Below are 14,527 nucleotides of genomic sequence, written 5' to 3'. Positions count from 1 at the left end.
TGGGCACCCGCAGACTAACGGTGGGAACCGCAGGATTTCGCGCAACTCCACGGCTTCCGCACAGGTCGAATCGAGAACGTTATGCAGCCGTTAACTGGCTGCCGGTCCGTTCAGCCGTCCCTCATTCTCCGTTGCCCGGAACCGGAAGTGCCAGGAACAGGTGAGGCCCGCGGGGACCGTGCCCAGCGGCCCTGCCCGAAATGCTCCTGTCAGATGTCGCGGACGGCTCCGAAGGAAGCAGGACGCACCATCGCGGCGTAGGCCTTCAGCGCCTTGGAGACCACTCGATCGCGGCTCGCCGGCGCCCAGGGAAGGGCACCCTTCGCGGCCCGGCGCCGCTCCAGTTCGGCATCGTCGACGTTGAGTCGCAGCAGCCGTTTGTGGACGTTGATCTCGATCTCGTCCCCGTCCTCGACGAGGCCGATCGTGCCGCCACCGGACGCTTCCGGGGAGATGTGGCCGATCGAGATGCCCGACGTGCCACCCGAGAAGCGGCCGTCAGTGATCAGGGCACAAGTCTTGCCGAGCCCGCGTCCCTTCAGGAATGACGTGGGATAGAGCATCTCCTGCATCCCCGGTCCTCCCTGCGGACCCTCATAGCGGATCACCACGACGTGTCCGGGCTGCACCGTCTTGTCCAGGATCTTGGTGATCGCATCCTCCTGCGAATCGACCACGATCGCCGTTCCGACGAAGTGGAAGAGCTCCTCGTCGATGCCCGCGGACTTGATCACGGCACCTTCGGTCGCGAGGTTGCCGTAGAGCACGGCGAGACCGCCGTCCTTCGTGTACGCATGCGCGACGTCCCGGATGCATCCCTCCGCCGCGTCCGTGTCGAGCGCATCCCAGCGGTTCTCGGTGGAGAACGCCTCCGTGGTCCGCACGCCACCCGGGGCAGCGTGGAACAGGTCGACGGCCTCGGGCACCGCCTTGTCGCCGCGGATGTCCCAGGCGTCCAGCCACGTTCGCAGATCGTGGCTGTGCACGGTGTGAACGGAGTCCTCGAGCAGGTCGGCGCGGTCGAGTTCGCCCAGCAGCGCGGGGATGCCGCCGGCGCGGTGCACGTCCTCGATGTGATAGTCGTTGTGATTCGGCGCGACCTTGGCCAGGCAGGGCACCCGCTTCGACAGGTCCTCGATGTCGGTGAGGGTGAAGTCGATCTCTCCTTCGATCGCGGCAGCGAGCGTGTGCAGGATCGTGTTGGTCGACCCCCCCATGGCGATGTCGAGCGCCATCGCGTTGCGGAAAGCCGCCTTGTTCGCGATGTTGCGGGGCAGGACCGACTCGTCGTCCTTCTCGTAATAGCGACGGGCCAAGTCGACCACGGTCCGGCCCGCGGTGAGGAACAGCTCCCGCCGATAGGCGTGGGTGGCCAGGGTCGTGCCGTTGCCTGGCAGCGACAGCCCGAGGGCCTCCGTGAGGCAGTTCATCGAGTTGGCGGTGAACATGCCCGAGCAGGAACCACACGTCGGGCACGCGGAGCGCTCGATGTCCAGCACCTCGGCATCGGAGACCGCGTCATCGGCGGTGGCGCTCATGGCCTGGATCAGATCGGTCTTTGCATAGGCCACCCCGTCGATCACCATCGCCTTGCCGGCCTCCATCGCCCCGCCCGAGACGAACACGGCCGGGATATTGAGGCGCATCGCAGCCATCAGCATGCCGGGGGTGATCTTGTCGCAGTTGGAGATGCACACCAGCGCGTCGGCGCAGTGGGCGTTGACCATGTATTCGACGGAGTCCGCGATCAGTTCGCGGCTCGGCAATGAATAGAGCATGCCGCCGTGCCCCATCGCGATGCCGTCGTCGACCGCGATGGTGTTGAACTCCTTGGCCACTCCCCCGGCCTCCGCCACCGCGCCGGCCACGAGTTGCCCCATGTCCTTGAGGTGGACGTGCCCGGGCACGAACTGGGTGAAGGAGTTGGCAATCGCGACGATCGGTTTGCCGAAATCGTCATCGCCCATGCCGGTCGCGCGCCAGAGCGCGCGGGCGCCCGCCATGTTGCGGCCGTGTGTGCTGGTGCGGGAACGAAGTTCGGGCATGGTTGTCCTTCAACGGGCGGGACGGCGCTCCGCACGCCGCCAGGAGTGATGCGCACGACATTAGCCGAGCACTCAACCCTGCGCACCGGCTGCTCGTTGGGACGGCCAGCCCCCGATCGGATCCTGCGATCGCCTCGACGAGCAGGCCCAAGCACAGCGCTATGGCCAGCGCCGGGCCGAGATTGGCCACGACCTGCTGACCCACCGAATAGCCTGCCTCGGCGCCCGAACCGTAGGGCAGGAACACCAACACCGGGCACAGCGCGATCCACAGTGACCACGTGCCGCCCACGACCCGGGGCCACCACGCCAACGTGCTGGACAAGACCGCCACTGCAATCAGCAGGGCCCACACATGATGGTGGGTCCAGGACAGCGGGGAGGCGAGGCAGGTCGCGAGACCCACGAGCCCCACGGCGAGGACGCGCTGTCCGCGTCGCCACCACAGGACGGCCACGATCAACGCCAGGAGGCCGGCGAGCCCGCTCGCGAGAAGCGCGATCCGTTCGGTCGTCGGGTCGTTTCCCACCAGCCGCGCAAAGACGGCATTCACCGACTGGTTGCCGACATACACCGGGTCCCCGTAAAGATTGCCGGTCAGAACCTTGCGCGCGAACACCGCGGTCTCCCGCGGCAGGATCAGCGCGCCGAGCCCGGTCAGCCCGACGAAGGTGCCCACCCCCCAGACCGCCACCGCGCGCCGCCCGACCAGCACGGCGAACACCACGAACGCCAGCGGGGTGAGCTTGATGGCCGCCGCCAGCCCGATCAAGGCACCTCGGGGGAACCACCCGGACCGTTCCCTCCGCGGCAGGAGATCCGCGACGACCAGCGCCATCAGGAGGGTGTTGACCTGGCCGTATCCGAGAGTGGTCCGAAACGGTTCGAACGCCAGCACCAGGCCCGCGTTGGCCAGCGCAAGCGCACCTGCGCGGCGTACTCCCGCCCGGACCAGGATCAGGCGCTGCGCCACGACGGTCAGGACCGCCCACACGATTTGCAGGACCCAGGTCGGCAGCCACGCCACCGGCACCATGATCAGCGCGGCGATCGGTGGATAGATGAACGGCAGATTCCACTTCGGGGTGCGGGTGGCATAGATGTCCCCGCCCGCCAGCAGGTCCCGGACTGCCGCCACGTAAACGTCGAGATCGATCATGGCGGGCTGCCAGGGCCGGCCGCTGCCGGTGGCGATGATCCAGGGCAGAAGAACCAGCGCGACGACGAGCGCGGGGGCAACCTCGATCGTGAGCCGCAGCAGACGTCGGCTGAGGGGTCGGGGTGCTTCGTCAGCCGCTACCCCCGGGCCTGCTGTCTCAGACGGCACCGGTCAGATGGGCGTGCAGAGCGTCGAGGTCCGACCCGGCGGCAGGATCGGGCCGGAACAGCGCCCGCATGCCGGGGTGCTCCGAATATCGCGGCACGAGATGCACGTGCAGGTGGAAGACCTCCTGCCCCGCGACCGCGCGGTTGTTCATGACCATGTTGAGCCCGTCGGCGCCCAGGCGGTCCATCAGCAACCGAGAGGTGGTCTGGATTGCCGGCGCGATATCGATGAGTGCGGGACCCTCCTCGAGGACGTCGACCACATGCCGGCGCGGGATCACCAGGCTGTGTCCGCGGTGCCACGGCGCGATGTCGAGGAAGGCGACCGCGTGGTCGTCGGCATAGATCTGCCGCGACGGGACGTCACCGGCGATGATGGCGCAGAACAGACAATCCATGCGGGCATCACTACCACAATCCGGGCCGCGTCCGGCAGGCGCCGACGAGGGCGTCCCGCAGCCCGGCACGCACTCAGCGGACCCGATTCTCCAGTGGTTCGCCCTTGGCCCAGTGGGCCAGCTGACGCGCGATGAGGGCGTTGGCGCGGGGCCAGAAGGAAGTCGCGGGGCCGCCGGTGTGGGGCGCGATGAGTACGCCGGGACTGTGCCACAACGGGTGGTCCTGCGGCAGCGGTTCGGGGTCGGTGACGTCGAGTGCAGCGCGCAGACGCCCCGCGGACGTCTCGGCGAGGAGCGCGTCGGTGTCGATGATCGGGCCGCGGGCGACATTGACGACGACGGCACCGTCCGGCAACAGGGCGAGGCGGCGGGCGTCGAACATGCCGGCGGTCTCCTCGGTCAACGGACAGGCGATGAGCACGATGTCGGTTTCGGGCAACAACCCGTCGAGGTCGCCGAAGGCGTGGATGTCGCCCCGGGCGGTCCTGGCCACCTTCGTGATGCTCGCCAGCTCGAACGGCTCCAGCCGGCGCTCGATGGCTTGACCGATGCCGCCATAGCCGACGATGAGGGCCCGGCGGTCGGCGATCGACCAGCCGAATCCGTCGCGCTCCCAGTGCCCGGCGGTCATGTTGCGCGCATAGCGGTCGAGCTTGCGGCCCTGAGCGAGCAGGAGCGCCAGCGCCATCTCCGCGGTCCCGGTGTCGTGCACACCGGCGGCGTTGCAGAGCGCCACCCCGTCGGGGATCCGGCCGACATAGGCGTCATAGCCGGCGAGGTTGAGCTGGACCACCTGCAGGCTCGTCATCTCCCCGATCCGCGCCAGCCAGTCGGTGCCGCTGAGGTAGGGCACCACGAGGAAGCCGACTTCGTCGATCGTCTCCGGCCAGGGGCCCTCGGGGTCGGGGAACGGGTCGAATTCCACGCCCGCGGGCAGCGGGCCGAGCGCCTGCTCGGCCTCGGCCAGAGTGGCGAACGGCAGCCAGGCTCTCATCTCAAACCTCCGCGGTACTCGTGGCGTACATGCGGCATCCCTATCACAGCCGCGATGGTGCTCACCCGGCGGTCACTCCGCGTCCAGCGCGGTCGCGCGCTCAGTGGAGCCGGTTCTCGAGGGGTACGCCGGGCTGCTGAGTCGGCCTGGATCAGCCCAGTTCCACCACCTGGTCGGCCCAGGCATCCAGGAGTTCGCGGTCATGGCTGATGGCGAGGACGCCGAGGCCGGCGTCCGCACGACGTCGCAGGGTGGAGACGATCGACGCGGTCGTGAGCGCGTCGAGCATGGCGGTAGCCTCGTCGCACAGCAGGTACTGGGGGTCGGTGGCCAGCGCGCGCGCGAGCGCGGCGCGCTGTAGCTGTCCGTCGCTGACCTCGTCCGGGAGGCGTCCGAGCAGGTCGGCGGTGAGCCCCACCTCGGACGCCAGCTGCCCCACGCGGGTTGACTGGTCGCGACGCCGGCGGCCCCGGTAACCCAAGGGCTCTGCGATGAGGTCGCCCAACCGTTGTCGGGGGCTGCACGAGCGACGTGGGGACTGGAACAGCATCGTGACGCGCCCGTCCATGCGGCCGCGGCGAGTTCCCACCGGCACCCCGTCGAGGGTGACCGTCCCCGCGTACGGGCGGATGAGCCCGGCCAGCGCGCTGGCCAGCGTCGATTTCCCGATCCCGGACGGTCCGGCCAGCCCCACCGTCCGGCCGGGATCGACGCGCAGCGAGATGCCGTCGAGCACGATCCGCCCGTCGTAGCCCACACGGAGGTCGCTCGCGGTCAGGCTCATGGCGCCACCAGCCGGTCCTCGAACCGGACCCGCTCGTCGAGGTCGGTCAATGCGGGCGGGTCGCCCGGGACCGGGTGGAGCCCGTTGCGGGGCAGCGCGGCCAACAATGCTCGGGTGAAGGCGTGTTCCGGGTTTGTCCAGACCGCATCCGCAGGGCCTTGTTCGACGAGGCGCCCGGCATACATCACCGACACGTCGTCGACCAGCGGACGGGCAGCCCGCGCGCCGTCCAACAGCGCGCCCAGGTCGTGGGTGATGAGCAGGACGCCCACGCCTGCGTCGGCCTGCTCGCGCAACAGCGACAACACGCGGGTGGCCAAGGATCGGTCCAGGGACGCGGTGGGCTCGTCCGCCACGAGGACGGATGGCTGCCCGGCGAGAGCCGCCGCCAGCGCCGCCCGGCCGATGAGTCCGCCGGACAACTCGTGCGGGTACGCATCCAGCGCCCAGGCGGGCAGGGACGCAGTGGCCGCCAGTTCGTCGGGGTCCTGGAGACCGCCGAGGGCGTCCACCGCCTCGGCCAGTTGACTGCGGACCGTGCGCATCGGGGTGAACGCCGTCGCCGCCGACTGCGCGACGCTGCCGACGACCCGGCCGCGCAGGTCCGTCCAGGCCCGATGCCGCGGGTGGCCCAACGCAGGCGTGACGTCGACGCCGTCCACCTCGACGGTTCCGCGCGCGATCGTGCCGGGCGGCAGCAGTCCGTTGAGGGTCGAGGCGAGCACGGACTTGCCGCTGCCCGATTCGCCGATGAGGGCGTGCACGCGTCCTGGTTCCAGGCTCAGCGACACGTCCGTGGCGGCGTGGACAGTGGCGGGGCGCCCGCGCAGACGGGTGGGGATCCGGAGGGTGAGCCCGAGAATCGAGACGATGCTCATGCCACCCGCCCCTCGACGACGGGGGCGTGGTGACGCTGCAGCCACCCCGCCAGTCCGGACGCCGCGAGCGTGGCCAGGACGAGCGCGGCCGCGGGGAAGACGAGGGTCCACCAGGCGCCGATCAGCATCTCGCCGCGGGCGATGGCGAGCAGGGTGCCCAGCGACGCGCGGTCCGGCGACAGCCCCAGCCCCAGGAACGACAATGTCGATTCGTGCCAGATGGCGTGCGGCAGGAGCAGGACGACGGCGACCGTCGCCTGCCCCGACACCGCGGGCAGGATGTGGCGCGCCAGCACGTCGCGGCGCCGGGCTCCGGCCAGATAGGCGGCGTCCACGAACTCGCTGCGGCGGGCGGTGACCGCCACCGAGCGCACGATGCGCGCCACCTGCGGCCAGTGTGTGAGCGCGATGGAGGCGATGATCGCCGGCAGCGATCCGGGGAAGAAGGCGACGATCACGATGCCGAGCAGGAGATGCGGGAGTGCGTTGGTGGCGTCGGTGATCCGCATGAGGACGCCGTCGACGAGCCCGCCGACCATGGCCGCGACCGTCCCGACGGCGATCCCGATCACCGTCGACGCGAGCGCACAGACGACGGCGATCACGAGGCTCACGCGGAGCCCCTGTGCGACGCGGACGAACAAGTCGCGCCCGGCGTTGTCCGTTCCGAACCAGTGCGCGACCGATGGCGCCTCCCGGGCGAGGGTGAGGTCGACCTCGAGCCATCCGGCGGGCGCGAGCACGGGGGTGAGCAGGGCGTAGCCGGCGACGGCCAACAGCCCGACGACCATGCCGCCCAAGCGAGGCACGAGGGCGCGGGGCGTCGCCCCGGTGAGCAACTGGTCAGCCATCGGCGCGCACCCGCGGGTCGAGGTACAGGTACGCGATATCGGCCAGCAGTGACGCGAGGAGGACGAGTGCCGTGCTGACCACCGTCAGGAAGGCCAGGAGCGGCAGGTCGAGCGTCCGCGCGGAGGTGACGAGCGCAGCGGCCAGGCCCGGCCACGCGAACACCTCTTCCACGAGGACCGCCCCCACGATCAGCTCGGGCAGGCGGATGCCGACCAGCGTGGCCAGAGGAGCCAGCGAGGGGGGCAGCACGTGTCCCGTCACCACCCGTCGCCAGGGGACGCCGCGAGCGACGGCCGCGCGTACGGCGTCCGACGCCAGAGCCGAGGTGATCTCGGCCCGGACGGTGAGCAGCAGCCATGGCGTCTGCGAGATGCCGAGCACGAGCGCCGGCAGGGCGAGGTGGCGGAGAACCGACGACATCGTGGGCGTCCCGCCCACCGGTGTTGCCCCGCCCGCAGGGAACCAGCCCAGCATCAGCGCCCCGACCGTCACCGCACCCAGGGCCACTACGAACGGGGGTACTGCCTGGACGACCACCGCGAGGCGCTGGACGAGCCGATCGAGATGTGAACCGGGGTGGAGTGCAGTCAACAGCCCACCGAGCAGGCCACAGATCACCGCGAGGATGAGCCCTGCCGCCGACAGCAGCAGCGTCCAGGGCAGCCGTTGCTCGACGACCTCGGCCACGGGCATCGCGAAACCACGCGAGTGGCCCAGGTTCCCGTGGCCCAGATCGGACAGCCACGACGTCCATGCCGCCCACCAGCCCTGGTCGAGGTTCAACGCCTCGGTGATGGCGGCCTTCTGCTCAGGGGTCGCGAACTGGTAGCGGTCACCGAGGTAGCCCACGAGGGCGTCGAACGGGGAGACGTCCGCCAGCACGAACACTCCCGCGGAGATCGCCACGAGCACCGGGACCATTACCGCCACCCGGCGTCCGACCAAGCCGGTCACCTCGCGGCGACGCCTCCTGCGCCGGGCGGGAACGAGGGTCGCCGTCAACGCTCCCATGTGGCCAGGTTCCACCATGGGCCCCAGTTGACTCCGTGGGCGTGCGGTTCGATGGTCACGGGGGTGCGGTTCCAGTCGCTGTCGCGCACGACGTAGGTGTGCTGCACGAACGCCAGGAACACGTAGGACGGGTCACTCAGGTAGTCGGCCTGCACCCGGCGGTACAGCTCCGCCCGGGTGGCGTCGTCGGCCGTCCGGCGGGCCTCGTCGAGGGCGGCGTCCCGCGCGGGGGTTCCGAAACGGCCGGGGTTGTCCCACATCGAGGTGCCCGACACGGGAGTGTGCAGGGTCGCGTACACCTGCGTGTCGAGGGAGTACGGCTTGTCACCCCCGCCGAGCAGGATGCCGACATCGTTCACACGGGCCTCGAGGCGGCCCCAGTCAAGACCTTCGAGGCTCACCTCGACGCCAATGCGTCCCAGGTCGGCGGCGAACGCCGTGGCCAGGTCGCGGCGCACCGAGTCGGTCGGGTTGAACGCAACGGTGAACGCCGCCCGGTCGCCCCCCTTGGCGCGGACGCCGTCCGGCCCGGGAACCCACCCTGCCGCGTCCAGGATCTCTTCGGCACGGTCGGGATCGTGGGCGAAGGTCGCCTCGGCGTCGAACGAGTCGCCGTAGACCGCCGAGACCGGCGTGTGCGCGGGCGTACCGTAGCCGGCCAGGACCGTGTCGACCATGGCCCGGCGGTCGACTGCGAGGTTCAGGGCGATGCGCACCTGGGGGTCGGCAGTGAACGCCACGTCAGCGGGCAGGGACACCCCGCGCCAGTCGGCGGAGTTGGCGGCCTCGACCCGGAAGCCGGGCTGCGCCTCGAACGTCCGCGCGAGCGCCGGGGGGATGATCGTTCCGTCGAACTCGCCCGCCTTGACCCGCATTGCCCGGGCGTTGTCGTCGGGCAGGTGGACGGTGGTGAGCTTCGTCACCTGGGGTGGGCCGGCCCAGTGCTCGTCGAAGGCGGTGAAGACGGCCCGGTCGGCGGTCAGCTCGGTGAGCCGATAGGGGCCGGTGCCGATGGGCTCGGTGTTCAGACTCGACTCGGAGGCGGGCCCACCGGTCAGCTTCTCAGAGGGGGCGATGGCCAGCAGCATCCGCGCCGGGAAGTCTGCGTAGGGGTACTTGAGGCGGAACGTGACCGTTTCATTGTCGTCCGTGCGCGTGGCGGTCACGGTGTCGAGCATGGCGAAGGCCGAACCGATCTCGGACGCGCTGGCCGGGTCGAGCACCGCAGAATAGGTGGCCACGACGTCGGCCGCATCAAATGTGGTGCCGTCGTGGAAGACGACTCCCCGGCGGAGGGGGACGGTCCACTCGGTGAAGTCGGCGTTGGGCGTGGGGTACGCAGAGGCGAGCGCAGGGGCGAACGACGGGAGCGCGCGGTCGTCGGTGCTGTCGAGCCGCATCAGCCCGTCGTACAGGGGGGAGACGCCGAGTTCGCCGTAACCGGCGATGGGGTTGTACCCGCCCAGATCGTAGGCGTCGGCCAGGATGATCTCGGTGCTGGCGGCGCCGTTCCCCGCGCTCGAGGGGGCCGCAGGCTGTGCCGCACAGGCCGTCAGCAGGAGGCCGGTGGTCGCCGCGGCGGCGAGGTGTCGGACACGCGGCGATATCATTGGCCCTCCTGCGGACATCATATGTCCAGCTGGACACATGATTCGGGATCCTAGCAGCGCGACGCGAGGAGGTGTGCAGTGCCGGAGATTCACCGGCCCCCGCCGCAGATGCCGACCTCGACCGAGGACTGGGCGCGTCGATTCGAGCTCCTCGCCGATCCCACTCGGCTGAAACTGCTGTCCCACATGCACCTCTTCCCAGAACCATCGGTGCTGGATCTCGCCATGGCGGCCGGCATCACACAGACGGCGGCATCCCAGGCACTCCGGGTGCTGCGCGACCAGGGCTGGGTCGAAGGACGCCGCGAGGGTCGCCTGATGCGATACCGGCTCGTCGACGACGTGGTCCACCAAGTCCTGCACTTCATGGGGCACCAGCACGCGCGCTGAAACAGGGGCGGGTTGCCCTCCGTCGCCGACGGTCTTCGGCCCTTTTGACGTCTCGGTGCAGCCCCGCCCAAACCTGAGGGAATCTCGGCTAGGGTGGCGCTAGGGCCCGTGAGGCTGCCCTGCCTCGGGTGCAACATCGGCCCGAGGATCACGCAACTCCCCCCAAGAGGTTGTCAAGGTGGTCGACGATTACGAGAGCACCGGTGGGTCGCCCCGGTCCGACAAAGCGGTCAGCTGGGCGGATAAGCACGCGTCCCAGCGCCAGAACCCGGTGACGGTCCTCATCCTCCACACCAATCCCGAGTCGCCGTTGCCATCGGCGGCGCTGGCCACCCCCGCACCAACCTCGCTCCCCGGAAGGATGACACCATGAATCAGCTAGCCAGCGCGACGGGGTCACGGATCCCTGTCCCCGTCAAGGAGGTGAGCCATGGCAAGGCCGTCGTCTGGCTGCTTGTCGGTACTCTCTTCCTCTCGGGTACCCCACTGTGGGTCAAGGCCTCCAACATGGACCCGGCCACCCAGGCCTTCCTCCGTGTCATCCTTGGCTTCCTTCTGCTGCTCCCCTTGGGAATCCATGAAATCCGGAAGAAGCAGGGCCTGCATCGCCAAGGCATCGTGCTGGCAGCGATTTCCGGCATCTTCCTGGGAATCGACTTCACGGCATGGAACTACTCGATCTTCCTGATCGGTTCCGGTGTCGCAGCAATTCTGCTCAACCTTCAGGTCGTGATCGTGCCGATGCTGGCAGCGGTTGTTGACAAGGTGAAGCTGCCCAAATCCTTCGTCTTCATCCTCCCCATCATGATCGTCGGTGTTCTCTTCACCGGCGGGGTTTTCGAGCCTGCTGAAGGTGCGGCTGGTCCAGCGACGATCGGTGGGATCAAGACGTCGGTCATCGGTACCGCCTTTGGTCTTACCTCCGGCCTCTGCTACTCCCTCTACCTGTATCTCTCCCGCAAGGCGTCCACCAGCGCTCCACGCAAGGACCTGTACATCCAGCCGATGATGTACACGATGCTGGCTCAGGCGGTTGCTCCGCTCATCTGGATGTTCACCGGCGGCAATGGCTTCAACGTCACTCAGGGTGTTCTCACCAAGGATCCTGTCTCCGGTGAGATGGTGCTCCCTGCATCGCTCGGCGACAACCCGAGCCTTCGCGAGGCGACCATGGCTGGTGACCCGGTCAACCTGGGCAACTGGGTCAGCCTCATTCTGTTGATCGTTCTTGGCCAGGCCGCTGCCTGGACATTGGTTCAGTATGGCTCGGTCTGGCTGCACCCGACCCTGTCTGCAGGCATCCTTCTCCTCTCGCCCGTGACCTCGGTCATCATTGCTGGTCCGCTGTTCGCTGAGTGGCCGTCGTGGCTGCAGTGGGTAGGTGTGGCGCTGATTCTGGGCTGCGTCGGATGGCAGAACGGCTTGATTCAGACAGCCGTCGGAGCACTCACAGGCAAGAGAGCAGCCTCCAGAGCACCCACGGCCGAGGCGGCCGTTCCTCGGGAACGGCAGGGGGCGAGGAGTCGTGCAGTGTTCGCCCTGCTGGGCGCGGCTGCTGTCTTGCTTGGTATCGCGGCAGCCGCACACAACTTCGTCACTGGTCAAGTCGGCTGGAACACCGCCTTCACCATCGCGCAGACCGTCGTCGCCGCCGGCCTGATGGTCATCGTCACGCAGGACGGGCAGGGCGGCGCCGAGAAGTCCTGACAGCCCTGCCATGGGTGGGCGCCGGTCGGCGGCGCCCACTCCCGCTAAGTCTCGTCGAGAGAACCACTCCATCGATCCAGGAGGAAATGTGCGGATCACACCGAGAGAACAAGAGAAGCTACTGATCGTCGTCGCAGCCGATGTCGCGCGGCGCCGCCGCGAGCGGGGCGTCAAGCTGAACCAGCCCGAGGCTGTGGCTCTGATCACATCCGAGATCATGGAGGGGGCCCGCGACGGACGCACGGTGGCCGACCTGATGAGCTTCGGCACCACCATCCTGAGTGAATCCGATGTGATGGACGGTGTCGCGGACCTGATCGATGTGATCCAGGTCGAGGTCACGTTCCCCGACGGCACCAAGCTCGTCTCGGTGCACGACCCCATCCGGGCCGGGGGGCCGGACGCCGCCGCGTCCGGTGCCCGGCCGGGCGAGGTGATCCTCAACGACGAGCCGGTGATCATCAACGAGGAGCGCGAGGCCATCTCGATCCAGGTCGAGAACACGGGCGACCGTCCGGTCCAGGTCGGTTCGCACTTCCACTTCGCCGAGGTCAACTCGGCGCTGGAGTTCGACCGGGACGCCACGGTCGGCTTCCGGCTCGACATTCCCGCCGGGACCGCCGCGCGGTTCGAGCCGGGTGACGCGCGGACGGTGAACCTCGTGGCCTTCGCGGGCAACCGCGCCGTCTACGGGTTCCGCAGTGAGTACGACCGCCCGCTCGACGCGACCGCGAGCGACAAGGAGAATGCATCATGAGCCAGAAGATCGAGCGCCGCCAGTACGTCGAGTTGTACGGCCCCACCACCGGCGATGCCGTTCGCCTCGGGGACACCGACCTGTTCGCGAAGGTCGAGCGTGATCTCGCGGTCTACGGCGACGAGTCCGTGTTCGGCGGCGGCAAGGTGATCCGGGATGGCATGGGGCAGAACTCGCGCGTCACCCGATCCGAGGGGATACCCGACACGGTCATCACCAATGCGCTGATCGTGGATTACTCGGGCATCTACAAGGCCGACGTGGCCCTGCGTGACGGACGGATCCAGGCGATCGGCAAGGCCGGCAACCCCGACGTCCAGGCGGGCGTCGACATCACGATCGGCGTCGCGACGGAGGTCATCGCGGGTGAGGGCAAGATTCTCACCGCGGGTGGCATCGACACCCATATCCACTTCATCTCGACCGACCAGATGGGTGTGGCGCTGGCGTCCGGCCTGACCACGATGATCGGCGGCGGAACGGGTCCGGCCGAGGGCACGAAGGCGACCACGATCACGCCGGGCCCTTGGTGGGTCCAGCGGATGCTGCAGGCCACGGACGACTTCCCGATGAACATCGGCGTGCTCGGGAAGGGCCACGCGTCCGCCACGGAGGCCTTGGCCGAGCAGATCACTGCGGGTGCCTGCGGCCTCAAGGTGCACGAGGACTGGGGCTCGACCCACTCATCGATCAACACCTCGCTGACTGTGGCTGACGAGTACGACGTCCAGGTGGCGATCCACACCGACACGCTCAACGAGGGCGGCTTCATCGATGACACCATCGCCTCGATCGGCGGCCGGGTCATCCACACGTTCCACACCGAGGGTGCCGGTGGTGGTCACGCCCCCGACATCATCAAGATTGCGGGCCTACCCAACGTCCTTCCCGCCTCGACCAATCCGACCCTTCCTTACACGGTCAACACGGCCGAGGAACACATGGACATGCTGATGGTGTGCCACCACCTCAAGCCGTCCATCCCGGAGGACGTCGCGTTCGCCGACTCCCGCATCCGCAAGGAGACGATCGCGGCCGAGGACGTCCTGCACGACCTGGGCGTCTTCGCGATCACCTCCTCGGACTCCCAGGCCATGGGCCGGATCGGCGAGGTCATCACCCGCACCTGGCAGGTGGCCGACGCGATGAAGGCCCAGCGCGGCCCGCTCGAGGGCGACTCCGAGCACGACGACAACACCCGCATCAAGCGCTACATCGCCAAATACACGATCAACCCGGCGATCGCGCACGGTATCGGTGACGAGGTCGGCTCGGTCGAGGTCGGAAAGTTCGCCGACCTCGTGCTCTGGGACCCGAAGTTCTTCGGCGCCAAGCCGGACCTCGTGATCAAGGGTGGGATCATCGCGAACGCAGTGATGGGTGACGCCAACGCGTCCATCCCCACCCCGCAGCCGCGGACGATGCGCAACCAGTTCGCGGCCCACGGCCGTGCGCGCGGCGAGAGCAGCCTCGTCTTCGTGTCCAAGGCGTCGCTGGACGCCGGCGTCCCGGAGGAGTTGGGCCTCACCAAGAAGGCCTACGCCGTCCACGGGATCCGGAACCTCACGAAGGCGGACCTCAAGCTCAACTGCGCGACGCCCGACATCAAGGTCGATCCGCAGACGTACGAGGTGTCGATCGACGGGGAGGTCCTGACGTCCGAGCCCGCCGAGCAGGTGGCCCTGGCGCAGCGCTATTTCCTGTTCTGACCCGCTTCCATCCATGGGGGCGAGCCGCAGGCCGCGAGGGCTTGCGGCTCGTTCCCGGTGCGGGGG

The 14,527-nt window shown here is 68.7% G+C and carries 13 protein-coding genes; 4 read left to right on the top strand and 9 right to left on the bottom strand.

The genetic code is table 11. The annotated features are described in order from the left end of the window. Window positions 1-209: 209 nt before the first annotated feature. The 9 genes from ilvD to ACQ260_RS00200 all read right to left on the bottom strand — a co-directional run bounded on the left by ilvD (window position 210) and on the right by ACQ260_RS00200 (window position 9,898). Window positions 210-2,045: a dihydroxy-acid dehydratase gene (gene ilvD / locus ACQ260_RS00240; RefSeq protein WP_432557390.1), complete on the bottom strand. Its 1,836-nt coding sequence runs from the start codon at window positions 2,043-2,045 to the stop codon at window positions 210-212. Continuing rightward, window positions 1,957-3,372: a glycosyltransferase 87 family protein gene (locus ACQ260_RS00235; RefSeq protein ID WP_432557389.1), complete on the bottom strand. Its 1,416-nt coding sequence runs from the start codon at window positions 3,370-3,372 to the stop codon at window positions 1,957-1,959. The genes ilvD and ACQ260_RS00235 overlap by 89 nt, the downstream gene beginning before the upstream one ends. Further along, window positions 3,362-3,769 carry an HIT family protein gene (locus tag ACQ260_RS00230; RefSeq protein WP_432557388.1) on the bottom strand — a complete coding sequence of 136 codons (408 nt, stop codon included), beginning with the start codon at window positions 3,767-3,769 and terminating at the stop codon, window positions 3,362-3,364. Before ACQ260_RS00230 ends, ACQ260_RS00235 begins: the two co-directional genes overlap by 11 nt. Window positions 3,770-3,842: 73 nt before the next feature. After that, the gene (locus tag ACQ260_RS00225; protein WP_432557387.1) at window positions 3,843-4,763 is read right to left on the bottom strand and encodes a 2-hydroxyacid dehydrogenase; all 921 of its coding nucleotides are present in this window, start codon (window positions 4,761-4,763) and stop codon (window positions 3,843-3,845) included. Window positions 4,764-4,914: 151 nt separating this feature from the next. After that, a complete protein-coding gene (locus tag ACQ260_RS00220) occupies window positions 4,915-5,547 on the bottom strand; it encodes an ABC transporter ATP-binding protein (protein WP_432557386.1) in 633 nt (210 codons plus the stop codon). Then, complete coding sequence (locus ACQ260_RS00215) at window positions 5,544-6,425, bottom strand: ATP-binding cassette domain-containing protein (RefSeq protein ID WP_432557385.1); 882 nt, start codon at window positions 6,423-6,425, stop codon at window positions 5,544-5,546. The genes ACQ260_RS00220 and ACQ260_RS00215 overlap by 4 nt, the downstream gene beginning before the upstream one ends. After that, on the bottom strand, window positions 6,422-7,276 hold the full coding sequence (locus ACQ260_RS00210) for an ABC transporter permease (RefSeq protein WP_432557384.1): 855 nt from the start codon (window positions 7,274-7,276) through the stop codon (window positions 6,422-6,424). The genes ACQ260_RS00215 and ACQ260_RS00210 overlap by 4 nt, the downstream gene beginning before the upstream one ends. Beyond that, window positions 7,269-8,288, bottom strand: a complete 1,020-nt coding sequence (locus ACQ260_RS00205) for an ABC transporter permease (RefSeq protein ID WP_432557383.1) — start codon at window positions 8,286-8,288, stop codon at window positions 7,269-7,271. The genes ACQ260_RS00210 and ACQ260_RS00205 overlap by 8 nt, the downstream gene beginning before the upstream one ends. Then, entirely contained in the window at window positions 8,276-9,898 is a 1,623-nt protein-coding gene (locus ACQ260_RS00200) for an ABC transporter substrate-binding protein (protein WP_432557382.1), read from the bottom strand. Before ACQ260_RS00200 ends, ACQ260_RS00205 begins: the two co-directional genes overlap by 13 nt. Window positions 9,899-9,976: 78 nt before the next feature. Here ACQ260_RS00200 and ACQ260_RS00195 point away from each other — a divergent pair, with 78 nt between their 5' ends. The 4 genes from ACQ260_RS00195 (at window position 9,977) to ureC (ending at window position 14,461) form a co-directional block, all read left to right on the top strand. Then, a complete protein-coding gene (locus tag ACQ260_RS00195; protein ID WP_432557381.1) occupies window positions 9,977-10,288 on the top strand; it encodes an ArsR/SmtB family transcription factor in 312 nt (103 codons plus the stop codon). A gap of 369 nt (window positions 10,289-10,657) precedes the next feature. Further along, window positions 10,658-11,995: a DMT family transporter gene (locus ACQ260_RS00190; RefSeq protein WP_432557380.1), complete on the top strand. Its 1,338-nt coding sequence runs from the start codon at window positions 10,658-10,660 to the stop codon at window positions 11,993-11,995. 88 nt (window positions 11,996-12,083) lie between these two features. After that, a complete protein-coding gene (locus ACQ260_RS00185; RefSeq protein WP_432557379.1) occupies window positions 12,084-12,752 on the top strand; it encodes an urease subunit gamma in 669 nt (222 codons plus the stop codon). Next, window positions 12,749-14,461 (top strand): urease subunit alpha, encoded by a 1,713-nt coding sequence (gene ureC, locus ACQ260_RS00180; RefSeq protein ID WP_432557378.1) that lies wholly within the window; start codon window positions 12,749-12,751, stop codon window positions 14,459-14,461. Before ACQ260_RS00185 ends, ureC begins: the two co-directional genes overlap by 4 nt. Window positions 14,462-14,527 lie beyond the last annotated feature (66 nt).

It is taken from the genome of Ammonicoccus luteus (genome assembly GCF_050880385.1).
In the GTDB taxonomy this organism is placed as follows: Bacteria; Actinomycetota; Actinomycetes; order Propionibacteriales; family Propionibacteriaceae; genus Enemella.
The sequence above is the reverse complement of the archived record's forward strand: the minus strand, read 5'-3'. Positions and strand labels throughout refer to the sequence as shown.